Genomic DNA, 25,489 nt, shown 5'->3' on the forward strand with positions numbered 1-25,489 from the left:
CCCTGCTGATGATCCAGCAGGTACGCCACACGTCGCAGGATCGCGATATCCACGTGCGGCTTCTCGATGAAATCGACTGCACCTTCGCGCATCGCCGTCACCGCGGCGCGCACATCGGATTCTTCACCGAGCAGGATGATGGGCGGCGTCGTGCCGTTGGCGCGCAGCACGCGCAACAGATCGAGACCCGACATGCCGGGCAATGCGACTTCGGTAATCAGACAGCCCAGCGCGCCGTTGCGACCGGCGAGATAGCTCTCGGCGCTGTCGAAATCACGGATCTCGGCATCGAGCGGGCTGAGCAGCGAGCAAAGCGTTCGGCGGTCCCTTGCGTCGGCTTCGATTACTGCAACGATGGGGCGTGTGACCACGGAGGCTCTGAAACAAAAAAAGCGGCCACGGCCACTATCCAAGAGACATCCGAGCCGCAGGGAGGATTGGGGGCGGTGGAATCGCTTGAGGGCCGTGGTCGCATGGGCGCTATGTTTCTGCTTGCGACCCCTCGCGAGAAATTCGCACTTGTACTTAAAAAGAATATGCAAAGCGCGTCATGCAACGCACGCACCGCAAGTGCAATGCCGCAAGAGTAAGTGATGCGATGAAACGGCGTTGATGGAATGAGGTAGGCGAGTCGTGCGTGTGCTCGCAACGCATCAATCAATAGAGAAGAAAACGAGAGGCCGCAAAGACCGCATAAAAGAAATCATGGTTCGAAAAAATCGCTTTCTTTTTTGCGGTCTTTTGCGGCAATTCTCTCGCTCCTTACGCCTGCCCGACTTCGAGCACCATGCGCACGAGGTGTGCGAGCGACGATGCCTGCATCTTCTCCATCACGCGTGCACGATGGATTTCCACCGTGCGCTGGCTCAGCTTCAGATCGCCGGCGATGACCTTGTTCGCCTTGCCGTGCACGACCAGATCGAGCACTTCGCGTTCGCGCGGCGTCAGCGTCTCGAGTCGATGGCGGATGTCGTTGCGCTCGCCGAGCGCGGCACGATTGTTGCCGTCCTTCTCCAGCGCCTGGTTGATGCGATCGATCAGGTCCTGATCGCGAAACGGCTTCTGGATGAAGTCGACGGCGCCCGCCTGCATTGCTTCGACCGCCATCGGCACGTCGCCGTGACCAGTGATGAAAATGATCGGCAGGATCGAATGGCGTTCGTTGAGTTTCTGCTGCAGTTCCAGGCCCGACATGCCTGGCATGCGGATGTCAAGCACCAGGCAGCCGGGACGATCTTCGCTGTAGGCCTCCAGGAATTCCTGTCCCGAGCCGAAGGTCTCGACCGCCTGGCCGACCGAGCGCAGCAGCAGTTTCAGTGCATCGCGCACTGCTGAGTCGTCATCGACCACGAAAATGGTCGGACGTGCGTTATTTGAATTTGGCCTCATCGCTCAACTCCCTGCTGGCGCCGGCGCTGCCGGCAACGTGAAAAAGAAACGTGCTCCGCCGCCCGGATTGGCGCTGCACCACAGCTTGCCGCCGTGGGCACGCACGATCGAACGGCTGATGGACAGCCCCAGCCCGGTGCCGCCGGGCTTGGTGGTGAAGAAAGGATTGAACAGCTCTGCGCTCGCCGCGGCCACGACGCCCGCCCCCCGATCGGCGACCATGAATTCGACATCGCCTTCGGCATCGATCTGCGTACGCAGCAGGATCTCGCGCTGCGGCTCGGCGATCTCCTGCATGGCATCGATGCTGTTGCGTACCAGGTTGAGAATGACCTGCTGGATCTGCACGGCATCGGCCTTCACGAACGGCGGATCGCTGCACGGCTCCAGTCGCAGGCGCACGCCGTGATGATGGGCGTCGGTCTGCGCCAGCATCATCACGTCCTCGATCAGGCGATTGGCCTCGATCGGCTCGCGGCGCACCTCGCGATTCTTGACGAAGCTGCGCAGGCGGCGAATGACTTCACCCGCGCGCAGCGCCTGCGTACTGATCTGATCCAGCGCATAGTTGATCTCGCTCATCTCCACATCGCCCGTCGCCATCAGACGCTGACACGCCTGCGCGAAGGTCGCGATGGCGGTCAGCGGCTGGTTCACTTCGTGCGCGATGCCCGCGGCCATTTCGCCCATGGTCGAGATGCGGCCGAAGTGGGCGATGCGATCCTGCATCTGGCGCGCTTCGTCTTCGGCGCGGCGGCGATCGGTGATGTCGTGCAGCGTGCCGACCTGCCGCAATGCACGCCCTTCGGGTCCGAACGTCGTCTGTGCGATGTGATGGACGTAGCGCAGCGACCCGTCGGGATGAATGATGCGGTACTCGATGTCGGCCGTGCGCGCACCGGCGGCGAGTTCGGCGCGCATCTGCTGCCAGCGCGTGCGGTCGGCCGCGTGCACCATCGGTTCGAGGTATTCGTACACGCCGATATAGCGCTCGCCGTAGCGACGGCCGAGCACGCGGTACAGATGCGGCGACCAGTAGTCCTCGAAGCGGCCATCGAAGTGCACCACGTAGTTGCCGAGGTTGGCGATCTCCTGCGCGATGGTCAGCTGGGCTTCGCTGCGCCGCAGGGCCTCTTCGGCATTGCGCCGTACCGTGATGTCGCGAATGAAACCGGCAAAGCGCGGCGGGTCGGTGCCCTGCACGCGACCGATGGCGAGTTCCGCCGAGAACTCGCTGCCGTCGCGCCGTTTCGCCAGCAGCTCGCGGCCGATGCCGACGATGCGCGGCTCGCCGGCTTCGATGTATTGCCGCAGATAGTCGTCGTGCTGCGAACGATAGGGTTCGGGCAGCAGGATGTTCACCTTGAGCCCGACGACGTCCTCTTCCTTGTAGCCGAACATGCGTTCGCCCGCATGGTTCAGCAGTTCGATGCGCCCTTCGTGATCGAACAGCACCACCGCGTCGACTGCCGCATCGAGCACGGCCTGGAACTCACGTTCCAGACGCTGGGCCCGCTCCTCCTGCGGCTCGGCGACTCGAAGTAACGTCATGAAAGGATTCTAACCAATGATCGCCGCCACAAGACTAGGGGTCGCGGGCAACCGTGCCCGCACCTGTCGCCTGTTGTCGTTCGGCGCTGTAATCTTCGCCCCACATGGACTCCACGACTGTCCTGTTGATCGACGCTCACCCGGAAGACGAGCAACTCATTCGTGAGGAACTCGCCGAACTGCGTTCCGGCCCGTACCAGCTCGACGTCGCGCGCACCTTCGCCGAGGGCCTTGCCCGCATCCGGCAGGGACATCTCGATGTCATCCTGGTCGACCTGAATCTCCCCGACAGCCTCGGCATCACCACGTTCCTGCGATTGCAGCCGAAGGCGAATACTTATCCCGTCATCGTGCTCGTCGGCCAGGCCGATGAGGACCTGGGCATCGAAGCCGTCGAACGGGGCGCGCTCGACTACCTCATCAAGCAGCAGGTGGTCAGCAATCTGCTCGGCAAGGCGCTGCGCTATGCGACTGAGCGTACCCATACCCTGCTCGCGTTGAAGGCATCGGAAACACGCTATCGCGAGCTGTATGAGAATGTGGTAGCCGGCGTCTTCCAGACGACGCCCGACGGCCACTTCATGGCCGCCAACCCGGCGCTGGTCAGACTGCTCGGCTATGCCGCCGAGGACGAACTGCTCGAACTCAACATCGCCCGCGACCTCTACATGTATGCCGAGGATCGCGACAACTGGATGCGCGCCATGGCGGCGGCCGGCGAGATCCGCAATGCCGAGCTGGTGCTGCGGCGCAAGGACGGCAAGCGCATCGTGGTGCTGGAGAACTCGCGCGCGGTACGCAACGAACAGGGACGCACCATCTATTACGAAGGCACCCTGACCGACATCACCGAGGCGCACGAACTTTCGCGCCAGCTTTCCTACGAGGCCAGCCACGATGCGCTGACCGGCCTGATCAATCGCCGCGAGTTCGAGTCGCGCCTGCAAAGCGCGCTGGACACCGCGCAGTCGAACAACGCCGCGCATGCGCTGTGTTACGTGGATCTCGATCAGTTCAAGGTCATCAACGACAGCTGCGGCCACGTCGCCGGCGACGAACTGCTGCGGCAGCTCGCGCAGACGCTGCAGGAGCGCGTGCGCAGCAACGACACGCTCGCGCGCCTCGGCGGCGACGAATTCGGATTGCTGCTGCACAACTGTTCGCTGGAGGACGCGACCGCCGTTGCCACGGGCCTGCTGCGCGCCGTCGAGCAGCACCAGTTCGTCTGGGGCAACAGCACCTTCTCGGTCGGCGCCAGCATCGGCGTCGTACCGGTGACCGGCGCATTCCGCCGCATCACCCAGCTGCTGCAGGCGGCCGATGCGGCGTGCTACGCGGCGAAGGATCAGGGACGCAATCGCATCCATGTCTATCGCGAAGACGACAGCGTCGCGGCGCAGCGCCACGGCGAGATGCAGTGGGTCGCACGCGTGAAGCAGGCGCTGGCGGAAAACCGCTTCTTCCTCGAAGCGCAGGCGATCGTTCCCGTCGCCAGCAACATCGGCGGCGTGCGCAACTACGAGCTGCTGCTGCGCATGCGCGACGAATCGGGACGCATCGTGCCGCCGGGCGCGTTCCTGCCATCCGTCGAACGCTACAACCTGTCGCAACGACTGGATCGCTGGGTCATCACTGCGGCACTGCAGTGGCTGGCATCGAACCGCCAGCGCGCCGAACGCGTCGCACGGTTGTTCGTGAACCTGTCGGGCGATTCGCTCGGCGATCCGCAACTGCTCGAATTCATCCGCGGCCTGTTGCGCGAATCGCATGTATCGCCGCACAAGATCGGCTTCGAGATCACCGAGACGGCGGCCATCGGCAATCTCTCGCGCGCCAACCAGCTCATCTCGGGACTGCGCGCACTCGGCTGCGCCTTCAGTCTCGACGACTTCGGCAGCGGCGTTTCATCGTTCGCCTATCTCAAGGCATTGAGCGTCGACTTCCTCAAGATCGACGGCCTGTTCGTCGGCAACATCATCACCGACCCGGTCGATCTGGAGATGGTGCGCTCCATCACCGACATCGGCCACGCGATGGGCAAGAAGGTCGTCGCCGAATCCGTGGAGAGCGTGGCCGTGATGGACAAGCTGCGCGACATCGGCGTCGACTATGCGCAGGGTTTCGCGGTGGGGATGCCGGGGGCGTTGGAAGAGATCGGAAAGTAGGAAAGAACGAAGGAGTGACGAAAGTCACGAGGGTCACGAAAGTCACGAGGGTGATGAGCTTCAGAAGTCAGCCGACGCATTGCGCACCTTCGTGACTTCCGTGACCCTCGTGACTTTCGTCACTCCCTCATGAACTCCGCACAGGCGACTCCGCGAGTTCGCCGACGACCGTGGTCCAGCGCCGTACGTACCAGCGCTTGACGAGCCCGTTCTTCACGTAGGGATCTTCGGCGGCGAAGCGTTCGGGCACGGCAGCGGAATCGCAGTTGAAGAACAGCACGCCGCCATCGGCGGGCTCGGCGAGCGCGCCGCCGGCCAGCAGTTCGCCGCGGGTCGCCGATTGCCAGGCGCGGTTCAGGTGCTCGGTGCGGAACTGGGCGCGTCGTTCGAGATAGTCGGGCACGAATTCGTAGAACAGCAGGTAGTGCATCGTTTCTCCTTCAGAGGAGCTGGCGCGCCTGCTCCTGCAGGCTCCGGATGGTCTGGCGGATCTCGTCGCTCGAGGTGCCGCTGGCAAGAATCGCGCGCGAAACGTTCGGCAGTACGCGACCCTTCGCCGCCGGCATGCGTTTCAGCACGTCCTGCATCGTGGCCCCTTGCGCGCCGACACCCGGGGCAAGGATGAAGGCGGACGGCAGGGCCGCAACGGTCTCCGCCGCATCGTCGCAGGTCGCGCCCACGACGGCGCCGATCGGACCGAGTCCTTCGCCCCAGGCGCGATTGCGTTCGGTGATGAGCCGCGACAGGTTGCCGGCGACGGTTTCGCCATTGGGCAGCTTCGCGAGCTGCAGATCGCGACCTTCGGGATTCGATGAGCGCACGACCACGAACACGCCGCCCTCGTTGCGAAGGGCGATCGCCAGAAATTTCTCCAGCGCCGCGAAACCCAGGTAGGCATGCGTGGTGACGGCATCGACGCGCAGCGGCGTCGCTGCCGAGAAATAACCCTCTGCATACGCCTCGGCCGTCGTGTCGATGTCGCCGCGCTTGCCATCGATCAGCACCATCACCTCGCGCGCGCGCGCCAGCTTCGTCAGCTCCTCCAGGGCACGAAAGCCTGCGCTGCCGAAGCGCTCGAAGAACGCCGACTGCGGCTTGATGATCGACAACTCGAACTGCGCCGCTGCGAGCACGCGCTTGCCGAACTCGAATGCGCCTTCGGCGGAATCCGGCAATCCGCAGCTTTTCAGCAGCGATGCGGAGGGATCGATGCCGACACACAGCGGGCTGTGGGCGGCGATGGCGGCTTGCAGGCGTGCGGCGAATGACATGGCGGTTGCGGTAGATGGCGGATGGCGGGCGGTATTGTGAACGGTTTCTGCTGCGGGTACCGGGGTTCCTTTTGCAGACAGATGAGGCCTGTAGGTCAGGCTTTCCCGCGGGATTCCTTCGGTCACAGCCTGACTCCTCAGAAGCCGGCTGAAGCCGGCCCCACAGCCAGGGGCGGGCTCTGGAACCCGCCCGCCCGATACGTCAGGACCAGGGTATCGCGCACGCCGCCCGCGCCTTCCGGCTGGATCGGCGTGGTTTCATGAATCACGCGTGCGTCATCGAGCAGCAGCGTCGTCCAGGGTTCGACCATCGTAAACCGCACGCCGGCGGTTCCCCGCGCTTCGAACACGCGCGTTTCGCCGCCGCGGACCTGGTGTCGCTGCACGAGCGTCACGGCAACGTAGTCCACGCCGTCGCGATGCGCGCCTTCGGGCGTCGGTCGACCGATGCCCTCGGCCGTGTCGATCCGGAACTGATGCGCTTCGATGTACCAGCGATCGACGGGACGGGTTCGCGTGAACGCGGCACCGAGCCCGGCGAGGAATTTCTGCCAGACCGGGTTGTTCACGACCTCCGGTTCGATGGGCTCGAACCAGCGCTCCATGCCGCCGTGCAGGGCGTTGTAGTCGGTTGGCTGCCAATGCGCGCGATGCGGCGCCTGTTCGAGCCGGCCGCTCGACGTCTCGTAGACGAAGCAGCTGTGGCGACGGTAACGATAGCGTCCGCCGTCGCGCAGATACGTGTCGCGCGGCAGGCGTTCCCAGAAGCGGCCGAGTTCGTCCAGGGCACGAGCCGGCGAGTGCAGTTGATGCTCGACCTGCACGGGGGTCAGCAACGCACAACCGAACTCCTGCAATGCCCCGACGGCATCCTCACCGCGCAATAACACGTTGCACTCCACGACGATTCCCGGCGCGAATTCTCGCACGCCGACAACGGATCGTTGCCACACAGTTGCGCGCGAAATCGGTGATCGCCGCATACGCGCCCGGGCATCACTGGCGTTTTTCCCGGAGCCCGACAAATCCTGACGGGGCGATACGCCAGGCTTGCGACCTTCCAATTCGCCGGAGACATCGATGATCCTCTCCAGGAACATTTTCGCTGCGGCCATCGCGCTCGGGAAGTGCTGCGGTAACCTTTTTGTGGGGCCGGCTTCAGCCGGCCTCTTTGTCAGAGTCAGGCTGTGACCGAAGGAAATCCCGCGGGAAAGCCTGACCTACAGCAAGAAAAAGCAGCGGCCCTCCTCGCTTATCTTCGCAACTCGACCATCGCCGGCTCATATCCCTTGCTGCGCAACCAGTCGCGCAGCGCGAATCCCGTTCCGGCCGGCCAGTAGAAACATTCGTCGAACGGCACGTGCCGGTGATCATCGAGTTCTTCGTTGAGCGCGACCGTGCCTGACGCGAGCACGTGGTAGGCGATGATGACCTGGTTCATGCGCTCGAAGGGATAGACGCCGATGAGCGTCGGTTCCGCGGCGGCGTCGAGGTTCAGTTCTTCCTTGACCTCGCGGATCGCGCATTGCGCCGGGCTTTCGCGCTGTTCCAGAAACCCGGTGATCAGGCCGAAGAAGCTCCGGCTCGGCCAGGCACGATTGTGGGCAAGAACGATCCTGCCCTCGTGCTCGACGACGGCGGCCACCACCGGCGTGGGATTGTCGTAATAAATGAACCCGCAGGGGCGCGAACAGACGCGGCGCGGCTCGCGATCGACGGTCGAATCCACCAGCGGCGCCGCGCATTTCGGACAATAGACGAAGGTCATCGGATTGGCAGTGCTCTTTACTTGTCCAGCTCGTCAGCCTTCGCCTCATCGGCCCTGGCTTCGGCTTCCTTGCCCATCTCGTTGTAGATGTCCGCGCGACGGTAGTAGCCGTCCGGATCCTGCGGCGCGAGCGCGATGGCCTTGTTGGCATCCTCGAGCGCCTTGTCCTTCTTCTCGAGCGACAGGTAGACGCGCGCGCGGTTGAGATAGCCCAGCGAATCGTTCGGCGCCAGCTCGACGTATTTGCTCGCGTCCTCGAGCGCGGCGTCGAACTTGCCCGACGAATCGCGCGCCCGGGAGCGCAGCAGGTACAGGTCGGCACGGTTCGGCTCCGCATCGATGGCCTTGCGCAGGATCGACACGGCTTCCTCGGGCTTGCCCTTGGACAACGCGGCCTGCGCCTGCGCCAGCAGTTCGTCGCCGGTCTTGCTGCCCTGCGCGTAAACGCCGATCGGCACCGTGACAGCAAGCATCAGCAAGGAAAGGATTCGTACCGCCATCCTTGACGCGCACTCGATACGCATGGCTGCATCCCCCGAAGACTGGTGTTGTTGAAAGTATGTGGGGCCCGGCGCTCGCCGGAGCTGCGGCGATTATGCGCTCAGGGAACGGGCGGAGGGGAGATGCGCCGCCCATTGACCAGTCACCGGAATCAGCAGCGTCGCGCCCGGCGCTGCGTTTCCAGGTCGCGCTTGCGTTCCTTGAGCCGCTCGCCCTGCCTGGCCGAGTAGCCGGCCCGCATCGTCGAGGCGATCTTGCGCAGTGACTGGTCGATGCGGGCGCAGGCTTCCGCCCGGGTGTCCTTCGCCTCGATGGCTGTCCGCCGCGGCGAGGACGCAGCCCTGGTCGTGACCGGCTGCGCGGGCACGGTGGTCATTACGCTGACCGAATCGAGATCGGGCGAATAGGGTTCGCTGTCCGGTCCGCAGGGCCGGTCCGCAAACACGACACCCGCGGCGGTTTCGCAACGATAGATGGGACGCTCGGCCGCCAGCACCGAACCCGTCAACGAAAAGCCACCGACCACGACGATCCACGCAAGCCTGCACACGATCCTTCTCCTGCGGCTGGTACCGGGCAGATCGTGCGTGTCCCGCCAGTGCGCGGGCAGCGAATTTCTGGTGGATTCCGGGAGAAACTGGCGGCAGCGATTCCTTCGGGACGGGGTCCGTACCTGATCACGCCACCAGGCTTTGCTCGACTCGCGCGATCAGTGCCCGGTCGTCGTGATCCCAGGGATGGAAGCCGGGCCGGTAGAAGCTGAGATAGGGGCGGAATATCTTGCGCACGATGCCGGGCCGGCCCAGCAGGTACTTCGCGACGCGCCACCAGGTGCCGGCCGAATTCATCCCATCCTGGCGGCAGAAGTCGGCCATGTGGCGAAAGTTCGCTTTCCAGAACAGCAGGCTCACGAGGAGCATCACCTTGCAGCGGATGAAATAGCATCGCGCCGCGGACAGGTTCTTGGTGGCCGCCACGTAGGTGTCATAGGCGACGCTCTTGTGTTCGATCTCTTCGATGGCGTGCCATTGCCACAGCTTGAGCACGTCCGGCGGCGCTCCGGGAAGCGGATCGGCATCGGTCAGCAGCGCATGCGCCAGGATCGCCGTGAAATGCTCCAGCGCGACCGTCATGGCCAGCTGGCCGATCGGATGACGGGAGCGCGCGATATCCAGCCGCTTGCGCGTGTGTTCGTCCATGCGTGCGGTGCTGTAGCCCGCCTGCCTGATCAATTTATTGAAGGCGACATGCTCGCGCGTGTGCATGGCCTCCTGCTGGACGAAGGCGTTGATCTGTTCCCCGAGCCCGGACCCGACCTCATCGCGATAACGCCGCACCGACTCGATGAAGAACGTCTCCCCTTGCGGAAACGTCACGGACAGGGCGTTGAACCACGCCGTCGCGACCGGATCGCCGCCGTGCCACCAGCGCGCGGTGTTCGCGTGCTCGCGAACAGGCAGTGCGCGCGAGGTGATTCGAAGATCGGCAGGGGTGGCTGCAGGTGACCCGCTCATGCCGCAGATATAACGGTCTCGTCGAAAGCGTTGTCAATACTCCGGCTGTGGGTCAGGCTTCAGCCTGACTCTGAAAGAGGCCGGCTGAAGCCGGCCCCACAGCAAGGCTCCTACTGCAGCGCAGCGATGCGCTCGGCCTGGTTGCGCAGCAGCCGGCCGAAACCGACGGAATCGTACAGGCGATGCAGCGCGTCGAGATTCGGACGACGCCGGCGCAGGTCGTGCAGCGTCACCTGCAATGGAATGTCGCAGGCGATGCCGGTGAGCTTGCGCGCGAGAAAGACCGAATCGCGGTGATCGCGCAGCTGGCCGCAGACGAAGCCGGCGTTACGCAGCTTGAGTCGCAGCACGCTGTCGAGATTGTCGTAGAGCTGGGACACCGATTCGTAGTGACGGAACAGCATCGACGCCGTCTTGCGGCCGATGCCGGGCACGCCGGGAATGTTGTCGACCGCATCGCCCATCAATGCCAGGAAGCAGGCCATGCGCTCGGGCACGACGCCGAAACGTTCGGCAATGTCGGCGTAGCGATAGCGGCGATCGTCGAGGTAGTCCCAGTACTCGTCGCCGTGGCGTACGAGCTGCGTCAGATCCTTGTCGCGCGAGACGATCACCACGGGCTTGGCACTCGCACGCGCCTGGGTCGCGAGCGTGCCGATGATGTCGTCGGCCTCGTAGTCGCCGCCGCAGAAGCTAGCGATGCCCATGGCGCGGCACACCTGCCGGCACAGCAGGAATTGGCGCTTCAGTTCGAGAGGCGCCGGTTCGCGATTCGCCTTGTAGGGCGGATACAGCAGGCTGCGGAAGGAGTTCGCCGTACGCTCGTCGAAGGCCACGGCGATGTGGCCGGGGCGCACCTGTTCGAGCAGATCGCCGAGGAAGCGCGCGAAGCCGTGCATGGCATTGACGGGATTGCCGTCGAAGTCGACGACGTTGTTCGGCACCGAATGCCAGGCGCGGAAGACGAAGATCGACGCGTCGATCAGGAACAGCGAGTCGCTGGAGGGATAGCGGCCCGGCGACGACAGGGGTGCAACTGAAACCAACGCGACGCTACTCGAAGAAACCTGGCGCGGACGTTACACCATTCCGCACCCGCCGTGACCCGCGATCCGCTACTGCAGGATGCCGTGCTGCTTCAGACGCGCGTGCAGCGGGCTCGAACGCGGGAAGTGCGCGAGCAGGTATTCCATCTGGTCGGCCAGCACGCGCCGGCTCTTCAGGTAGATGTATTCGGCATAGGTCGGCGTGAACGGCACGGCGATGAGCTGCAGGCCCGCCTGCTCCGGCGTCTTCGACGCCTTGAGGTTGTTGCAGCGCCGGCAGGCCGTGACGACATTGGTCCACTTGTCGCGTCCACCCTGACTCAAGGGGCGGACGTGATCGCGAGAGAGCTGGTTCGCCGGAAAACGCTGGCCGCAATACAGGCACAGATGCGCGTCGCGCTTGAACAGGGTCTGGTTGTTCAGCGGCGGGGTGTAGTCCTGGCGCAGGTTGCCGGGGTTATGCGTGTGACCGATCGTCGCGATGATCGAGTTCACTTCGACGGTGGTCTGCAATCCCGTGCGGGCGTTGGTGCCGCCGTACAGCGTGTAGAGCTGCGTGCCGCAGGTGTAGGCCACCTGTTCCGTGTGATACAGCCGTACCGCGTCCCTGTAATCGATCCATTCCAGGGGCATACCTGACACATCTGTGCGCAGGATCTCTTGATTCAAGTTGTACGGGTGTTGCACGACTTAAGAATCAGTACGGCCCGGCCCTACTTTGACCCGGCCTTCAGTAGCGACTCGCGGCCAAAGATACGCGACCAATATGGAAATATTCAACGGGGCAAGTGGTTCTGGAGGAAGGGGAAAGGCGGCAGGTGTGGGGTCGGGACAACGGGGTCTTTGGCAACGCCCTCCACCCGTCCCTTCCGCAGACTGGCGGAGGGGCAGTGCGCCGATTGTTGGCGCCGGTCATTCTTCCGTTCCTCCGTCTTCTTCGCTGCCGCTCAGTTCCCGCTCGATCTGCTCGATGCTGGGCAGGCTGGACTGCAATTCCGCCGGCAGCGACTCCACGAGTTGGTATTCCGAAACGCCGAGCGGTTTGTTCACGTCGCGCAGCGCGTATTCGGCGACTACCTTGTTCTTGGCCCGGCACGACACCATGCCGATGGTGGGATTGTCTTGCGTGCGCGACCAGTTGTGCTCGATGGCCTTGGCCGCATACCACTTGCGGGTTTCCGGGCCCGGCAGTTTGCCCAGCAGCGCCAACTGGTGATACCACGGCAATTGTGCAAGCACCTCTTGCACGAATTGTCCGTCCGGCCATGCCTCCGCAAAAGCGCGCATGTACTTGAGGTTGCGCTGGGAAAAACCCTTCATTTCCGGAAAGGCCGTGCGCAGATCCTGCGAAAGTCGTTCGATGACCTTCGCACCCCAGCCCTGCTCGGCCTGTCGCATCAGGATGTCGCGCCCGATCTGCCAGTTTGACGGGCTTCTCGCTCATGGCTTCTTCCTTGAAGCATTCTTCGCCTGCGACTTCGAGGCTCGCGCCTCTCCCTCAGTGTCCGCCCTCCAGCGACTTCACCGCCTGGATCATCTCCACCATCACCTTCTGGGCGTCGCCGTACACCATGTTGGTGTTGTCGGCGAAAAAGAGCTCGTTCTCGACGCCGGAGTAGCCCTTGCCCTGGCCGCGCTTGATGACGTAGACCTGCCTGGCCTGGTCGACGTTGAGGATCGGCATGCCGTAGATCGGCGAGGACTTGTTGGTCCGGGCGGCCGGATTCACGGTGTCGTTGGCGCCGATGACGATGGCGACGTCGGCGTCCTTGAACTCGCCGTTGATGTCTTCCAGGTCGTAGATCATGTCGTAGGGCACGCCGGCTTCGGCCAGCAGCACGTTCATGTGGCCGGGCATGCGACCGGCAACCGGATGAATCGCGAACTTCACTTCGACGCCGGCATCGGTCAGCAGCTTCACGAACTCGTACAGCTTGTGCTGCGCCTGCGCCACCGCGAGGCCATAGCCCGGCGCAATGATCACCTTCGACGCATAGCGCATGTTCACGGCGGCATCGCCGGCTTCGGCAGGCTTCATCGATCCCTTGATCTCGCCCTGCTGTTCGTCGCCCGTCGCGCCGAAGTTGCTGAAGATCACGTTCGAGACGCTGCGGTTCATGGCCTTCGCCATCAAAAGCGTCAGCAGCGTGCCGGCCGAACCGACCACCATGCCGGCGATCATCAGCGCCGGGTTCTGCAGCACATAGCCTTCGAAGCCCACAGCGAGTCCGGTGAAGGCGTTGTAGAGCGAGATCACGACCGGCATGTCGGCGCCGCCGATCGGCATGGTCATGAGCACGCCGAAGACGAGCGCGAGACCGAAGAACACGGCGACGACCTGCGGCGAGGCATGGCCGTGTTCGGCGAAGACGATGAAGAGTCCCAGACCCAGCGTGATCAGGAACAGCGCACCGTTCAGCACCTGCTGGCCCTTGATGCGCCACGTGCCGTTGATCTTGCCGTCGAGCTTGGCCCACGCGATCAGCGAGCCCGACAGCGAGATCGAACCGATCAGCGCGCCGATGATGGTGACGACCAGCGGCACCGTCTGATGCTCGGCGCCCGGACGCAGCAGTTCGACTGCCGCGATCGCCGCCGCCGCACCGCCGCCCATGCCGTTGTACAGCGCGACCATCTGCGGCATCGCCGTCATGGCGACGCGCTTGCCGCTCCACCAGGCCCACAGCGTGCCGACGCCGAGTGCAGTCGCAGCGAGCGCAATGTTGGTCGTCAGGTGCGGCTGCGCAGCTTCATTGATGCCGAACACGTACAGGAAGCTGGCCAGCGTTGCGACCAGCATGCCGACGCCGGCGACGACGATGCCCGACCGCGCCGTCACCGGCGAGGACATGCGCTTCAGCCCGTAGATGAACAGGAACGCCGCAGCGATGTAGCTGGTATCGATGATGAGTTGGGGATTCACTTCTTCGCTTCCTCGCCCGGCTTCTTCTTGTCGCTCGGCTTGAACATTTCCAGCATGCGCTCGGTCACGACGTAGCCGCCGGCGGCGTTGCCCGCGCCGAGCAGCACGCCGAGAAAGCCGATGACCTGCTCCGTCGTCGTCGTTGCGTTCAGCAGCGCATACATCGCGCCGACCACGACGATGCCGTGCACGAAGTTCGATCCCGACATCAGCGGCGTGTGCAGGATCGCCGGCACGCGGCCGATGATCTCGTAGCCGGTGAAGGCTGCGAGCATGAAGATGTAGAGGGCCACGAAGCCCGTGAGTGTCGTCGTCAGGTCCATGTTTTCATCTCGTCAGATCGGAGAATTGCCGCAAAAAGGCGCAAAAGAACTCAAATAGAAAAGCTGTCGATTTCCTGTTTTGCGTGCCTTTGCGCCTTTTTGCGGCCCTTAATCTTCTTCAGCCCTCGACCGCCTTCTTCGCGGCCTCGTTCTTGATCTCGCCCGCGTGCGTCAGCGCGGTCTTCGCCAGCACTTCGTCGTTCCAGTCGAGGTTGATCGCCTTGTCCCTGAGGAACAGCTCGATCAGGTTGAACTGGTTCTTCGCATACAGTTCGCTGGCGTGTTCGCCGAGCATGCTCGGTACGTTGAGCGGGCCGACGATCGTCACCTGGCCGACCTGCACGGTTTCGCCCGGCTTCGTGTACTCACAGTTGCCGCCGCCTTCGGCGGCGAGATCGACGATCACGGCGCCGGCCTTCATGCCATCGACCTGCGCCTTGCTGATCAGCTTGGGCGAAGGGCGGCCGGGGATCGACGCGGTGGTGATGATGACGTCGGCCTGCTGGATGTGCTTGGTGACGACGGCGGCGACCTTGTCCTTCTCTTCCTGCGTCAGCTCGCGCGCGTAACCGCCGGCACCGCGTGCATCGACGCCGGTATCGACGAACTTGGCGCCGAGCGATTCGGCCTGTTCCTTCGTCTCCGGACGCACGTCATAGCCTTCGGTCATGGCGCCGAGACGACGCGCGGTCGCCAGTGCCTGCAGGCCGGCAACGCCGAGCCCCATCACCAGCGCACGCTGCGGACGGATCGAACCCACCGCGGTGGTCATCATCGGCAGCATGCGCGCGATGTTGGTCGCACCGAGCAGCACCGCGTAGTAGCCGGCGAGCGCGGCCTGACTCGACAGTGCATCCATCGCCTGCGCGCGCGTGATACGCGGCACGAGTTCCATCGCGAAGCAGGTGATCCTGCGATCGCGCAGCAGCTTGGTCAGTTCGACTTCCTTGTGCGCATAGACGAAAGCAATGAGGATCGCGCCTTCTTTCATGGCGCGAACGATCTCGATGTCCGGCGGCTGCACGGCCAGCACGATGTCGGCTTCGCTCACCAGCTTGCGCGGATCCGGCTCGAACCCGACGTTCCTGAACGCCGCGTCCGCGAGCTTCACGGCCTCGCCCGCACCGCTCTGGATGCCGATCTGCGCACCCAGCTTGATGAGTTTCTCGGCAACGGCCGGGACCATTGCGACCCGTCGCTCGTTGGCGCGGGTTTCTTTCAGCACGGCAATCTTCACGGACATGAACGCTCCGGACGCAATCGGATAGCGGGCCGCAGTCTGCGCGGCACGCTGCGGACAGCGATGAATTTACAGCTTGACGACAGTACCGCGCAGAGCCACGCCGCCAATGATGGCGCCGGCGCCGCACTCATATTCGGTTTCGCTCGAGAACTGGTTCTTTTTGTAATAGCTCTCGATGTTGATGACGGCATTGCCGCCTTCGGCCAGGGCGCGTTCCTTCAGGGAAATCATCGCCGACAGGAATGCCCATTCGCAGCCTTCCTTGTCCGACTTGTTGGCGAAGTTGGTCTTCTTGTTGGACGTATAGGTGCCCAACTTCTGCACGACGGCGGGCGTTGCCTGCGAGCCGAAGAAGAACTTCACGTCGGTACCCAGCTTGTCCCTGGCGTCGACGGTTTCCAGCGCATCCTTGAGGGGCAGCTTCAGTCGCGTGTCGCGGGCCTGCGCGACGCTGAACACGAGAATGGCGGCCAATGCCGCCGTCGTCATCGTTCGAATCTTCATGGCTCCCTCAAGCTCCTCACTTGCCCGTTGAACGCCGCGGCGCCCGCCGGGGGGCGCGCAGTGTATACCAGCTGTTTCCGGGCGGCAGCGCCCGTCACTGCCTTCCCTCCCTGTGGGGCCGGCTTCAGCCGGCCTGAAAACAGTCAGGCTGAAGCCTGACCTACAGAAAGACGCCAGGCCGGTCCCGCAGGAACCAGGCCGCGGGAAATTTCTCGACGATGAGCCCCATCGGCGCGCCGCTGGCATGGATCAGGTAGCTGCGCGACAGCAATGGCCCGTCGCAATCGAACAGCGCCGCGAGTCCGGCATCGTCCTCGCGATGGAAATCGACGATCTCGCGATGGGTTTCGAGCCTCGCCGCCTTCCACAGCTGGCCCATCGGCGTATCGGTCTGCAGCATGGCTGCCTGCATTCCCCGCGGCAGTCGCGACGGCACCAGGAACGAATGCGCGTACATCCAGGGCCGCGTTCCGCGCAGAAGAATCTTGCGGCTGAGCACCGGTTCCGTCGCCGGCACGGCCAGCAGCGGCGGACCGCCTGCGACCAGGGCATGTTCGAGCTTTTGGACGCTGATCTTTTCGCCGGTGAAGAGTTCGAGCAGTTGCGTGACCGTGCCGTCCGTCGTCAACAGGATCTTCTGCAGCAGGCTCAGCGACGAGTCTTCTGCAATGGTCTTCTCCGGCATCGGCTGCATGATGAGGCGTCGTTGGGTGATCGCGATGGCGGGGCACCCTCGCGCGGGCCGCAGTGTAGCACCGGCGAACGGCCCGACCGCCGGCCCCCGATCGAGGGCGCCGATTCCCGCAACTGTGGATCAGGTCACTTTTCCAGGTGAGGGAGACGCATCAAGTCCGCGTCGACGGGGCCGTTGCAGACAGGACAGGTACACGGCCGAGGTCATCGACTCGGGGGGATACAACCGTGAAGCAGTCACCGGCGCGGAAAATCGCGCTCGACAAAAACGAGATCGTCAGCGGCAAGCCGCTGCCTTTTTCCGTGTTCGATCCGAACCGCAACCTGCTGCTCGCCGCGAAGGGCCAGATCGTCACGGACTGGATGCGCGAAGCCCTGCTGCGCAATGGCCTGATGGCGCTGGTCGACGAACACGACAGTGCCTCGCAGGCGGCCGACACGGCCGCAGACACCGCCCCCGCGCCGCTGCATCAGTTGTGGACGCAGTACTCGCGCATGCCCGCGGGATCGCGCTGGGGATTTCGTATTTCGCGCGACGAGCGCAGCGAGAGCTACGCGTGCCGCGTCATCGGCATCGGCGAGCGCCGCAGCCTCATCATGACGGCGCCGATCCGCGACGACCGCCACTACGTCGCCATCGACAAGGGGCAGACCTGGCTGTTCCGCACGTTCTACGCCACTGCCGCCGTGCGCTTCAGCGGCATCGTCGAGAAAGTGCTGTTCGATCCCTATCCCTATTTTCATGTCGACGTGCCCGCCCAGGTGGAGATGCGCCACATCCGCAAGGGACAACGCGTCGCCGTGTGTCTGGCGGCGACGTTGCAACTGGACGCACCGAGCGAAGCGGTCATCGTCGATCTGAGCAGCACGGGCCTGCGCATCGGTGTCGATGCGTCGGTCGCGCTGGGCGAGTCACAACGATTGCGGTTGACCTTCAGGATCACCGTGCTCGACAAGTCGCACGAACTGACGGTCGACGCCACCGTCGTCCGCGCGCTGGGCGCGGCCGATCCGCAGCATCCACAGGTTCATTTCCATGGTCTGGTGCTTGAACCGCAGAGCGACTTCGACCGCGTGCTGTTGCACGCCTTCGTGCAGGGATGCGTGGCGCAGGAACTCGACGGACTGTCGAAGCTGCTGGCGGGATAGCGGGAATCCCTTCTTCCTGTGGGGCCGGCTTTAGCCGGCCTGAAAACAGTCAGGCTGAAGCCTGACCTACAGCAAGAAGAACTCTCAGCCCTTCCAGCGCCGGAAGATCAACGACGTGTTCACCCCGCCGAAGGCGAAGTTGTTCTTCATCGCGTATTCGACATCGAGGTGACGGCCGCCGTTCATCACGTAGTCGAGTTCGCCGCAGCGTTCGTCGACGTTCTTCAGGTTCAGGGTCGGCATGAACCAGCCGCCGCGCATCATCTGGATCGTGAACCAGCTTTCGATCGCGCCGCAGGCGCCGAGCGTGTGGCCGAGATGGCCCTTCACCGAACTCACCGGCGTGCGGCTGCCGAACAGGCGCTGCATCGCATGCGTCTCGGCGATGTCGCCCTGCTCGGTCGCGGTGGCGTGTGCATTCACATAGCCGATGGCGTCAGGCGACAGGCCTGCATCCTGCAGCGACAGGCGCATCGCGACTTCCATGGTGTTCGTGTTCGGATGCGTCGGATGATCGCCGTCGGAGTTGCTGCCGAAGCCGACGATTTCTGCATAGATCGTCGCGCCGCGCGCCTTCGCGTGTTCGAGTTCTTCCAGCACCAGCGTGCAGGCGCCTTCGCCGATGACGAGTCCGTCGCGGTCGCGATCGAACGGGCTCGGTGTTTCGCTCGGCGTGTCGTTGCGCGTGCTGGTGGCGTAGAGCGTGTCGAACACCGCGGCCTCGCTGGCGCAGAGTTCTTCGGCGCCGCCGGCGACCATGAGCGTCGAGCGATTGAAGCGGATCGCCTCGTAGGCGTAGCCGATGCTCTGGCTGCCGGACGTGCAGGCGCTGCAGGCGGGAATGACGCGGCCCTTGATGCCGAAGTACACACCGATGTTCGCGGCGGCCGTGTGCGGCATCAGTCGCAGGTAGGTCGTGGCGTTGATGCCGCTGACATCGCCGGTTTCGATCATGGAGCCGAATTCGCGGATGGCATCGGTGCTGCCGGTGCATGAACCGTAGGCGACGCCCATCGCGCCGCTGCCGATGACCGGATCGCCGATCAGGCCGGCATCCTCCAACGCCATTTCCGTTGCGCGCGTCGCCAGCAATGCGACTCGTCCCATCGTGCGCGTGACCTTGCGCGTGTATTGCGGCGGCAGCTGGAACGGCGGCACCGGGCCGCCCAGGCGCGTGTTGAGATCGGTGTAGCGATCCCATTCATGCATGCGCGCGACGCCGCTGACGTTGGCGCGCAATGCCTTCTCGATCGTCGGCCAGTCGTGACCGAGCGCGGTGATGCCGCCGAAGCCCGTGACGACGACCCGTTTCACTGATCCGCTCATCGAATTGTTCAGGGAATTGTTCAAGCCATTCCGCCGTTGACGCCGATGACCTGGCGCGTGACGTACGCCGCCTCGTCCGACATCAGAAAATTGACCACTGCCGCGACTTCACCAGGTTCTCCGACCCGTCCCAGCGGCACTGCCTTGAGCACTTCCTCCACGGGTGCGTCGTTCATCATGTCGGTCCGGATGAGTCCGGGGGCGACGCAGTTGACCGTGATCCTGCGGCTCGCCAGTTCGACCGCCAGTGCCTTGGTGGCGCCGATGATACCCGCCTTGGAAGCGCTGTAATTCACCTGTCCGCGGTTGCCCATCACGCCCGACACGGACGACAGCGTCACGATCCGCCCCGGCGCCCGCCGCCGGATCATGGGCATGATCGCGGGGTGCAGCACATTGTAGAAACCGTCCAGATTGGTTCTCAGCACGGCGTCCCAGTCTTCGTCGCTGAGCGCGGGAAAAGCGCCATCGCGCGCGAGGCCGGCGTTGCAGACGATGCCGTAGTAGGCGCCGTGAGCGTCCATGTCGGCGGTGATCGCTGCAGCGCATGCGGCACGATCGGCGATGTCGAACTGCAGCACGCGCGGCCGCAGTCCACCGCTGGCCGTGATCGCAGCGCACACTTCCCCGGCTGCTGCGATGTTGCCGCGGCAATGCACAACGACCTGGAAACCGCTCGCGGCCAGGCGCTCGGCGATGGCGCGACCAATGCCGCGGCTGGAGCCGGTGACGAGAATGCTGCGTGTCGTGTCTGTAGTCATGGATTTCTTCTGACTGTGGAGCCGGCTTTAGCCGGCTTCTTCAGGAGTCAGGCTAAAGCCTGACCTACAGGAAGAGCGCTTCATATCCGCTCGCCACGCACGACGGCCAGCACATCCTTGGGACGATATGCCTTCACGTCGCCGCGGGCGAGCAGACGATCGCCGTCGTGGATGCTGCACTGAAAAGCGACGAGGTCGTTCTCGTCGCGTAGCAGCAGGTCGGCGCGGATGTGCAGCGTGATGCCGAGCGCGAACCATTCCAACTGTGATTGGTAGCGGCGCGAACCCAGCAGCAGGCCGATGCTCGGCTTGAGTCCGGCGCGTACTTCGTCGATGCCTGAATAGGCGCACACCGTCTGCGCCATGTATTCGAGGCCGACCCAGGCGGGTACGCCGTTGATGGCATCGCAGAACATCGTGTCGTTGCTGATGGTCACGGCACAGGTCACGTGTTCGGGACCGTGATCCAGCAGTTCGTCGAGCAGCAGCATCCGGCCTGCGTGCGGCAGGATGCTGGCAATGGTGAGCGCGGGTGCGGAAGACATCGGTTACAGCGCCTTGCTGTCGATCTGCAGCGAGTAGCCGTACTCGAAGTTCACGAGCCAGCTGCGTCCCGCCCAGGGATCCTGATCGGCGTAGTGCGCTTCCGCAACCAGAAGATCGCCGCGACGCAGGCGACGTGTGCCTGTGGCGGGTTCGCTGACTTGCCAGCCGGCGTCCTGCAGCGGTTTCTGCAGGCTCGCGAGCGGCCAGAACACGAGCTGCAGATCGGCGAGCAGACGTTCCGGCGTCAGTTGCTCCGGTGTCGGCAGGCCCTTCTCGGCCTGCACCGTCGTGCCGTCGTAACGCAGGGTGAACAGTCGCACGCCCATCGCGCTCAAGCCGACGACCGTCATCGTGCCGTCCTTCACGGTGACGACGCAGTTGATCGTCATCTCGCGCGCGCCGATCGCTCCGCGCACGATCTGATTCACTGCGCGTTCGCTGCCGAGCGTTGCCGGCGACACCAGCGGTCGCGACGGCGCAGGCGCGGTCGGCGTGCTGGCGCAGGCCGTGAGCAGCAATGCCGCGAGGATGACGACGACTGCCTTCATCGTCCTGCCCGAATCGTCTCCGCCAGCGCACGCAGCCGGCGACTGGATTGCGGTCCGGTGTACGGGTTCTGCGGATCCCAGGCATAGCCCGCCAGCACCGAACAGATCATGCGGCGGATGCCCGGATCCTTGTGCTCGGCGAAAATCACGTCCTGCAGCGCGCCGCCGTACCAGCCGGTGACGAAGGTGCGGAAGGTTTCCACGCCATACGACAGCGGCTCGGCGAACTGTGTCTGCCAGTCGGTCGTTTCGCCGCGCAACTGGCGGTCGAGCAGGCCGCTGGCGAGCTTGGCCGACTGCATCGCCAGTGTGACGCCCGAGGAAAACACCGGATCGAGAAATTCCGCCGCGTTGCCCAGCAGCGCGAAGCCCGGGCCGTGCATGCGGCTGACCTTGGCGGAATAGCCGGAGAGTTCGGCCGCCGGACGCGTCACCACCGCGTCCTTGAGCAGCGCCGCCAGCATCGGCTCGTCGGCGACGAGCTGCCACATGCGCTCATCGAGCGTGCCCTTGAACTGCGCGTGATGCTCCGGCGTGGCGACGATGCCCATCGACGCCGTGCCGTCGGAGAACGGAATCAGCCACGACCAGACATCCTTGTCGGTCGGATGCACACCGACGCGGATTTTCTGGCGGTCGAAGGCGCCGGCAGGAATGTTGTCCTTCACGTGCACGAACAGCGCGGCGCGCTGCACCAGGTCCGAGGGTCGATCCAGATCGAGCAAACGCGGCAAGGTGCGGCCGAAGCCGCTGGCATCCAGCACGAAGCGTGGCCGATGCGTGACGACCTCATCGCCGGCCGCACTCGTGACCACCGGCCGCTCGCCCGACACATCGATGGCGGTGATCGCGGTTTCGTAGCGGACCTGCGCGCCGAAACGCACGGCTTCGCCGGCCAGCACCTGATCGAAGCGCGCACGCTGCACCTGGAAGGCGAACGCATGACCGGTCGACGCCTTGTCGGCGAAGTTGAACTCGGAGTAGCGCTGGCCGTGCGCGAAGGCCGCGCCGTTCTTGAACTGGAAGCCGGCTTCGATCACCGCATCCAGCATGCCGGCTTCATCCAGCAGTTGCGTGGTGTTGCCCAGCAGGCTCTCGCCGATGGAGAAGCGCGGAAAGCGCTGCTTCTCCAGCACCAGCACTTCATAACCCTTCTGCGCCAGCAGCGCCGCCGCCATCGAGCCCGCCGGACCCGCACCGATGATCAATACGTCAGTCATGGAATCGCTTTCTCTTCTCGCGCCGCGCGCGATGTGAACCGGGTAAGACAACTGAGCAACACGAACGACCACGACAGCGTGATCGCACACAACAACGTGAGACCGATGGTGCGGATGAACGGCGTCGCGCTCAGACCCAGCAGACCGAAGGCGATCAGCGTCGTGCACGCGGAAAGCGTGACGCTGAGAATCGCCGTCGGGCGATGGTCGCGGCCGTGGCGCAGGAAAATTCCGTAGTCGATGCCGAGCCCGAGCACCAGCCACAGCGCCAGCAGCGTGAACAGATTGAAGGGCACGCCCAGCCAGCCGAACAGGCCGAGCGTCGTCAGCGTCGCGGCGACCGAGGGCAGCAGCATGCGCGGCGCATCGCGCCAGCCGAAGCGGATCAGCAGCACCGCGCCCGCGACTGCATAGATCACGGCCAGCAGCAGCGTCATGGTGTGGCGATAGCGGCTGAGAATGCCGCTGGTTTCGGCGACGCGGTCGATCAGGCGCACACCCGGCAGTTCGAGCGCTGCAAGCGCCGGCACGTCATTGATGCCGCCCAATGTGACGATGCTGGCGTAGCGCGCACCCACCTGCCCCAGCCACAGATGCCGCAGGCCCTGCGAGGCAGAACTGTTCAGCCATTCCTCGACACCCAGCGGTGTCGTCGCCGCGTCGAACTCGGTGCGGCGCCGCTCCATCGCTGCGGCGGAGAAACCGAAGGCATTCATCACCTGATCGAACAGTGCACCGGGCGCATAGACCTGCTGCGCCAGCAGTTCGCGATTGCGCTGCTGTCGCGCCTGCGACGACAGGCTGTTGCTCACCGACTGATAGGACGCGATGGTGCGATCGGCGACGAACCGATCCAGTACCTGCGACAGTCGTTCCTCGGCTTCCAGCACCGCCTGCGCCGAGTCGCCCGACACCAGGAAGAAGCGTGTCTCGATGCCGCTGCCCAGCAGCTCGCGCACGCGCTGCTCATCACGCACCAGTTCAGCCGGCGACTGCTGCAGCGCCTTCACGTCGTCCTGCACCTGCAGTCGCGCGATGCCGAAAGCCACGCCGATGGCGAGCACGGCCAGCACCGCGAACTTCGGCGTGGTCCAGCGCCAGCGCTGCAGGAAGCGATCGAGCGCGCCGCCCAGACGCGTACCGAGTCGCGGCAGGCGTTTGCGCTTCGTCTGCGCCAGCACCGGATACAGACACAGCACGCTACCGCAGCCGACGACGAGCCCGACCATGCAGAACACGGCGATCTGCTTGAGGCCCGGAAACGGCACGATGGCCAGCACGACGTAGCCGATCAATGTCGTCGTCAATCCCAGCAGGATCGCCGGCCCGACATGCTGCGCGGCCTCGACCGGCGTCCAGCGCGCCGGATCGCGGAAGCGGTCGGCGAAGAAATGAATCGAATAGTCGATGACGCTGCCGATCAGGCTCGACCCGAACACCAGCGCCAGCAGGTGCACTTCGCCGAACACGAAATGCACGACCGTGAACGCCGCGACGACGGCCAGCGACAACGTCAGCACGCCGAGCAGCAGCGGCCGCATCGCGCCGAACACCAGCAGCAGCAACAGCACCACGGCGATCGATTCGATCGTGCCGAAGGTCGATATCTCGTGTTCCGCGCGCTTGGCGGCGGCGGCGGCGTGCTGGATGGCGCCGGAACTGACGATCTCGACCGGCGCCTGCACGGCGCGGCTGGCGGTCAGTTTCGCCTGCGCGATGGCCGGCATGACCTGCTCCTGCACCGACGAGGCGAAGGGACTGCCTTCGTTCTCCGTCAGCACCAGCACATAGCTGCGGCCTTCGTGCTCGACGACCAGCGTCGAACCTTCGAGCCGCGCCTTGCCCGATACCGGCGTCTGCGCGCGCAGGAAATTGTTGGTGAATCCCAGCGGATCCTGCGCGAGGCTCAGCGGCTGCATGAGGCCGGTGGGCGTGTAGGCCGCACGCAATGCACGCTTCAGCAACGAATCGGTATTGCCGTCGGTCAGCACCTGTCGATCCTGCGGCGACAGCAGGAAGGCGCGATGCGCCAGATAGACGGCGGCGCGCTGCTGCAGGTCCGCATCGAGTTCGAGCTGCACGCTCTCGAAGGCGCCCGATGCCTGCAGTTCGCGCGCGAAACCGGCGGCGGCCACTTTCGCATCGGCCAGCCTGTCGCTGCCGATCAGGAAAATCTGCTTGCGTGCGAGTTCGGCGGAGAACGCCTGCAGCGCCGCGTCCAGGTCGCGGTCCTGCTGCGTCTGCGGCAGCAGCGCCAGGATGTCGGTTTCGACCTTGAGATGCGGCAGCACACGCCAGGCGAACACGCCGAGCAACGCGAGCATGAGCGCGCTCCACGCGATGAAGCGCGTGCGGATCGACGCAGGCAACGCAATGCTCATGGCTTCGCCGGCGCGAACAGCGCGCGCACGTCGGCGCCTGCTGCTGCCTCGGAGTATTCGATGGCCGACAGATCGATGACGGTGCGGTCGCCGTGCGCATCGGTCAGCACCACCTGTTCGACATCGCCCGACCCGGTGACGGTCGCCTGCCGGAAGACGCTGGCGATGGCGCTGGAACGCGGCTTGAGGCCGATGATCCAGCGCTCTCCCTGGCTGAGACCATAAAGATCGAAGTTGCGGCTGAGGCTGGTCACGTCGAGCGTGAACAGGGCGAGGAAGATGTTGGCGATCACGCGCACGGCCGGCTGTTCGTCGGCGGACAACTGCAGCGTCTGCGCGCCTTCATCGCGCTGCACGATACCGCTGTTGGTCAGCACGACGACCGAATCGAACGGCTGCTGCGTGTGCCAGTACACGCCCAGATCGCGCGCGAAAATGAACTCGCCGCTGGCCACCAGCGGCTGCGGAATCTCGCTCAGGTGCTTGCTGTGCGTGAAGCGCCCCTTCAGCACCTGCGCTTTGGCGAGCTGCACCGCGGGACGCGCCAGCGTCGAACGCAGCAGTGCCTCGCCCGTTGCCGGGTGCGCGAACGGATCGACCGCCGCGTGCGTGCAGACGCCGCACAGCAACAGGAGCAGCGGCGCGAGTCGCAGCCTCATGAGAATCC

26 protein-coding genes and 1 pseudogene are annotated in these 25,489 nt (G+C 64.5%); 2 read left to right on the forward strand and 25 right to left on the reverse strand.

Annotated elements, in window-relative coordinates:
* From V7D81_RS09270 to V7D81_RS09280, 3 genes are all read right to left on the reverse strand, one after another.
* The coding region (locus tag V7D81_RS09270) for a response regulator (RefSeq protein ID WP_324315966.1) at positions 1-371 on the reverse strand (371 nt) is incomplete at its 3' end.
* 391 nt (positions 372-762) lie between these two features.
* Positions 763-1,389 carry a response regulator FixJ gene (fixJ, locus tag V7D81_RS09275; RefSeq protein ID WP_324315968.1) on the reverse strand — a complete coding sequence of 209 codons (627 nt, stop codon included), beginning with the start codon at positions 1,387-1,389 and terminating at the stop codon, positions 763-765.
* Between the two features lie 3 nt (positions 1,390-1,392).
* Positions 1,393-2,940 carry a PAS domain-containing sensor histidine kinase gene (locus tag V7D81_RS09280; protein ID WP_324315969.1) on the reverse strand — a complete coding sequence of 516 codons (1,548 nt, stop codon included), beginning with the start codon at positions 2,938-2,940 and terminating at the stop codon, positions 1,393-1,395.
* A gap of 104 nt (positions 2,941-3,044) precedes the next feature.
* Between V7D81_RS09280 and V7D81_RS09285 the strand changes: the two genes are divergently transcribed.
* Positions 3,045-5,105: an EAL domain-containing protein gene (locus tag V7D81_RS09285; protein WP_324315970.1), complete on the forward strand. Its 2,061-nt coding sequence runs from the start codon at positions 3,045-3,047 to the stop codon at positions 5,103-5,105.
* A gap of 127 nt (positions 5,106-5,232) precedes the next feature.
* Here the strand turns inward: V7D81_RS09285 and V7D81_RS09290 are convergent, their stop codons facing one another.
* From V7D81_RS09290 to V7D81_RS09360, 15 genes and pseudogenes are all read right to left on the reverse strand, one after another.
* Positions 5,233-5,535 (reverse strand): YciI-like protein, encoded by a 303-nt coding sequence (locus tag V7D81_RS09290; protein ID WP_324315972.1) that lies wholly within the window; start codon positions 5,533-5,535, stop codon positions 5,233-5,235.
* A gap of 10 nt (positions 5,536-5,545) precedes the next feature.
* Positions 5,546-6,376 (reverse strand): orotidine-5'-phosphate decarboxylase, encoded by an 831-nt coding sequence (gene pyrF / locus V7D81_RS09295; protein ID WP_324315974.1) that lies wholly within the window; start codon positions 6,374-6,376, stop codon positions 5,546-5,548.
* A 137-nt stretch (positions 6,377-6,513) separates the two neighbouring features.
* The gene (locus V7D81_RS09300) at positions 6,514-7,266 is read right to left on the reverse strand and encodes a 2OG-Fe dioxygenase family protein (RefSeq protein WP_324315976.1); all 753 of its coding nucleotides are present in this window, start codon (positions 7,264-7,266) and stop codon (positions 6,514-6,516) included.
* A gap of 362 nt (positions 7,267-7,628) precedes the next feature.
* Positions 7,629-8,144 carry an NUDIX domain-containing protein gene (locus tag V7D81_RS09305; RefSeq protein ID WP_324315977.1) on the reverse strand — a complete coding sequence of 172 codons (516 nt, stop codon included), beginning with the start codon at positions 8,142-8,144 and terminating at the stop codon, positions 7,629-7,631.
* A 17-nt stretch (positions 8,145-8,161) separates the two neighbouring features.
* Positions 8,162-8,617 carry a tetratricopeptide repeat protein gene (locus V7D81_RS09310; RefSeq protein ID WP_324316042.1) on the reverse strand — a complete coding sequence of 152 codons (456 nt, stop codon included), beginning with the start codon at positions 8,615-8,617 and terminating at the stop codon, positions 8,162-8,164.
* Positions 8,618-8,796: 179 nt separating this feature from the next.
* Complete coding sequence (locus tag V7D81_RS09315; RefSeq protein ID WP_324315979.1) at positions 8,797-9,195, reverse strand: hypothetical protein; 399 nt, start codon at positions 9,193-9,195, stop codon at positions 8,797-8,799.
* Positions 9,196-9,322: 127 nt separating this feature from the next.
* Complete coding sequence (locus V7D81_RS09320) at positions 9,323-10,159, reverse strand: metal-dependent hydrolase (RefSeq protein ID WP_324315981.1); 837 nt, start codon at positions 10,157-10,159, stop codon at positions 9,323-9,325.
* A gap of 110 nt (positions 10,160-10,269) precedes the next feature.
* Complete coding sequence (locus V7D81_RS09325; protein ID WP_324315983.1) at positions 10,270-11,205, reverse strand: 5'-3' exonuclease; 936 nt, start codon at positions 11,203-11,205, stop codon at positions 10,270-10,272.
* 69 nt (positions 11,206-11,274) lie between these two features.
* Positions 11,275-11,838, reverse strand: coding sequence for an HNH endonuclease (locus V7D81_RS09330; RefSeq protein ID WP_324315986.1), 564 nt, complete (start codon positions 11,836-11,838; stop codon positions 11,275-11,277).
* Positions 11,839-12,117: 279 nt separating this feature from the next.
* Positions 12,118-12,627: pseudogene (locus V7D81_RS09335) on the reverse strand (PDDEXK nuclease domain-containing protein); the annotation flags it as partial.
* Between the two features lie 76 nt (positions 12,628-12,703).
* Positions 12,704-14,128, reverse strand: a complete 1,425-nt coding sequence (locus V7D81_RS09340) for an NAD(P)(+) transhydrogenase (Re/Si-specific) subunit beta (protein WP_324315988.1) — start codon at positions 14,126-14,128, stop codon at positions 12,704-12,706.
* Positions 14,125-14,451, reverse strand: a complete 327-nt coding sequence (locus V7D81_RS09345) for an NAD(P) transhydrogenase subunit alpha (protein ID WP_324315989.1) — start codon at positions 14,449-14,451, stop codon at positions 14,125-14,127. The genes V7D81_RS09340 and V7D81_RS09345 overlap by 4 nt, the downstream gene beginning before the upstream one ends.
* 118 nt (positions 14,452-14,569) lie before the next feature.
* Entirely contained in the window at positions 14,570-15,694 is a 1,125-nt protein-coding gene (locus V7D81_RS09350) for an NAD(P) transhydrogenase subunit alpha (protein WP_324315990.1), read from the reverse strand.
* A 66-nt stretch (positions 15,695-15,760) separates the two neighbouring features.
* Positions 15,761-16,198, reverse strand: coding sequence for a hypothetical protein (locus tag V7D81_RS09355; protein ID WP_324315991.1), 438 nt, complete (start codon positions 16,196-16,198; stop codon positions 15,761-15,763).
* A 160-nt stretch (positions 16,199-16,358) separates the two neighbouring features.
* A complete protein-coding gene (locus V7D81_RS09360) occupies positions 16,359-16,892 on the reverse strand; it encodes a chorismate--pyruvate lyase family protein (RefSeq protein WP_324315993.1) in 534 nt (177 codons plus the stop codon).
* A gap of 227 nt (positions 16,893-17,119) precedes the next feature.
* Here V7D81_RS09360 and V7D81_RS09365 point away from each other — a divergent pair, with 227 nt between their 5' ends.
* On the forward strand, positions 17,120-18,040 hold the full coding sequence (locus V7D81_RS09365; protein WP_324315994.1) for a flagellar brake protein: 921 nt from the start codon (positions 17,120-17,122) through the stop codon (positions 18,038-18,040).
* A gap of 84 nt (positions 18,041-18,124) precedes the next feature.
* Here the strand turns inward: V7D81_RS09365 and V7D81_RS09370 are convergent, their stop codons facing one another.
* From V7D81_RS09370 to V7D81_RS09400, 7 genes are all read right to left on the reverse strand, one after another.
* Complete coding sequence (locus V7D81_RS09370; protein ID WP_349257640.1) at positions 18,125-19,366, reverse strand: beta-ketoacyl-ACP synthase; 1,242 nt, start codon at positions 19,364-19,366, stop codon at positions 18,125-18,127.
* Positions 19,367-19,386: 20 nt separating this feature from the next.
* Entirely contained in the window at positions 19,387-20,127 is a 741-nt protein-coding gene (locus V7D81_RS09375) for a 3-ketoacyl-ACP reductase FabG2 (protein WP_324315996.1), read from the reverse strand.
* 80 nt (positions 20,128-20,207) lie between these two features.
* On the reverse strand, positions 20,208-20,672 hold the full coding sequence (locus V7D81_RS09380; protein ID WP_324315998.1) for an ApeP family dehydratase: 465 nt from the start codon (positions 20,670-20,672) through the stop codon (positions 20,208-20,210).
* A 3-nt stretch (positions 20,673-20,675) separates the two neighbouring features.
* Positions 20,676-21,221: a DUF3261 domain-containing protein gene (locus V7D81_RS09385; RefSeq protein WP_324316000.1), complete on the reverse strand. Its 546-nt coding sequence runs from the start codon at positions 21,219-21,221 to the stop codon at positions 20,676-20,678.
* Complete coding sequence (locus V7D81_RS09390) at positions 21,218-22,441, reverse strand: NAD(P)/FAD-dependent oxidoreductase (protein WP_324316002.1); 1,224 nt, start codon at positions 22,439-22,441, stop codon at positions 21,218-21,220. The genes V7D81_RS09385 and V7D81_RS09390 overlap by 4 nt, the downstream gene beginning before the upstream one ends.
* Positions 22,438-24,822 (reverse strand): MMPL family transporter, encoded by a 2,385-nt coding sequence (locus V7D81_RS09395; RefSeq protein ID WP_324316004.1) that lies wholly within the window; start codon positions 24,820-24,822, stop codon positions 22,438-22,440. Before V7D81_RS09395 ends, V7D81_RS09390 begins: the two co-directional genes overlap by 4 nt.
* The gene (locus tag V7D81_RS09400; protein ID WP_324316006.1) at positions 24,819-25,481 is read right to left on the reverse strand and encodes an outer membrane lipoprotein carrier protein LolA; all 663 of its coding nucleotides are present in this window, start codon (positions 25,479-25,481) and stop codon (positions 24,819-24,821) included. The genes V7D81_RS09395 and V7D81_RS09400 overlap by 4 nt, the downstream gene beginning before the upstream one ends.
* Positions 25,482-25,489 lie beyond the last annotated feature (8 nt).

Source organism: Povalibacter sp. (genome assembly GCF_036735925.1).
GTDB lineage: Bacteria > Pseudomonadota > Gammaproteobacteria > Steroidobacterales > Steroidobacteraceae > Steroidobacter.

Coding starts and splice junctions, on each gene's coding strand:
- fixJ (WP_324315968.1), bottom strand. CDS start 1,389: ATGAGGCCAAATTCAAATAACGCACGTCCGACCATTTTCGTGGTCGAT.
- V7D81_RS09280 (WP_324315969.1), bottom strand. CDS start 2,940: ATGACGTTACTTCGAGTCGCCGAGCCGCAGGAGGAGCGGGCCCAGCGT.
- V7D81_RS09285 (WP_324315970.1), top strand. CDS start 3,045: ATGGACTCCACGACTGTCCTGTTGATCGACGCTCACCCGGAAGACGAG.
- V7D81_RS09290 (WP_324315972.1), bottom strand. CDS start 5,535: ATGCACTACCTGCTGTTCTACGAATTCGTGCCCGACTATCTCGAACGA.
- pyrF (WP_324315974.1), bottom strand. CDS start 6,376: ATGTCATTCGCCGCACGCCTGCAAGCCGCCATCGCCGCCCACAGCCCG.
- V7D81_RS09305 (WP_324315977.1), bottom strand. CDS start 8,144: ATGACCTTCGTCTATTGTCCGAAATGCGCGGCGCCGCTGGTGGATTCG.
- V7D81_RS09310 (WP_324316042.1), bottom strand. CDS start 8,617: ATGCTTGCTGTCACGGTGCCGATCGGCGTTTACGCGCAGGGCAGCAAG.
- V7D81_RS09320 (WP_324315981.1), bottom strand. CDS start 10,159: ATGAGCGGGTCACCTGCAGCCACCCCTGCCGATCTTCGAATCACCTCG.
- V7D81_RS09330 (WP_324315986.1), bottom strand. CDS start 11,838: ATGCCCCTGGAATGGATCGATTACAGGGACGCGGTACGGCTGTATCAC.
- V7D81_RS09345 (WP_324315989.1), bottom strand. CDS start 14,451: ATGGACCTGACGACGACACTCACGGGCTTCGTGGCCCTCTACATCTTC.
- V7D81_RS09350 (WP_324315990.1), bottom strand. CDS start 15,694: ATGTCCGTGAAGATTGCCGTGCTGAAAGAAACCCGCGCCAACGAGCGA.
- V7D81_RS09355 (WP_324315991.1), bottom strand. CDS start 16,198: ATGAAGATTCGAACGATGACGACGGCGGCATTGGCCGCCATTCTCGTG.
- V7D81_RS09360 (WP_324315993.1), bottom strand. CDS start 16,892: ATGCAGCCGATGCCGGAGAAGACCATTGCAGAAGACTCGTCGCTGAGC.
- V7D81_RS09370 (WP_349257640.1), bottom strand. CDS start 19,366: ATGAGCGGATCAGTGAAACGGGTCGTCGTCACGGGCTTCGGCGGCATC.
- V7D81_RS09375 (WP_324315996.1), bottom strand. CDS start 20,127: ATGACTACAGACACGACACGCAGCATTCTCGTCACCGGCTCCAGCCGC.
- V7D81_RS09380 (WP_324315998.1), bottom strand. CDS start 20,672: ATGTCTTCCGCACCCGCGCTCACCATTGCCAGCATCCTGCCGCACGCA.
- V7D81_RS09385 (WP_324316000.1), bottom strand. CDS start 21,221: ATGAAGGCAGTCGTCGTCATCCTCGCGGCATTGCTGCTCACGGCCTGC.
- V7D81_RS09390 (WP_324316002.1), bottom strand. CDS start 22,441: ATGACTGACGTATTGATCATCGGTGCGGGTCCGGCGGGCTCGATGGCG.
- V7D81_RS09395 (WP_324316004.1), bottom strand. CDS start 24,822: ATGAGCATTGCGTTGCCTGCGTCGATCCGCACGCGCTTCATCGCGTGG.
- V7D81_RS09400 (WP_324316006.1), bottom strand. CDS start 25,481: ATGAGGCTGCGACTCGCGCCGCTGCTCCTGTTGCTGTGCGGCGTCTGC.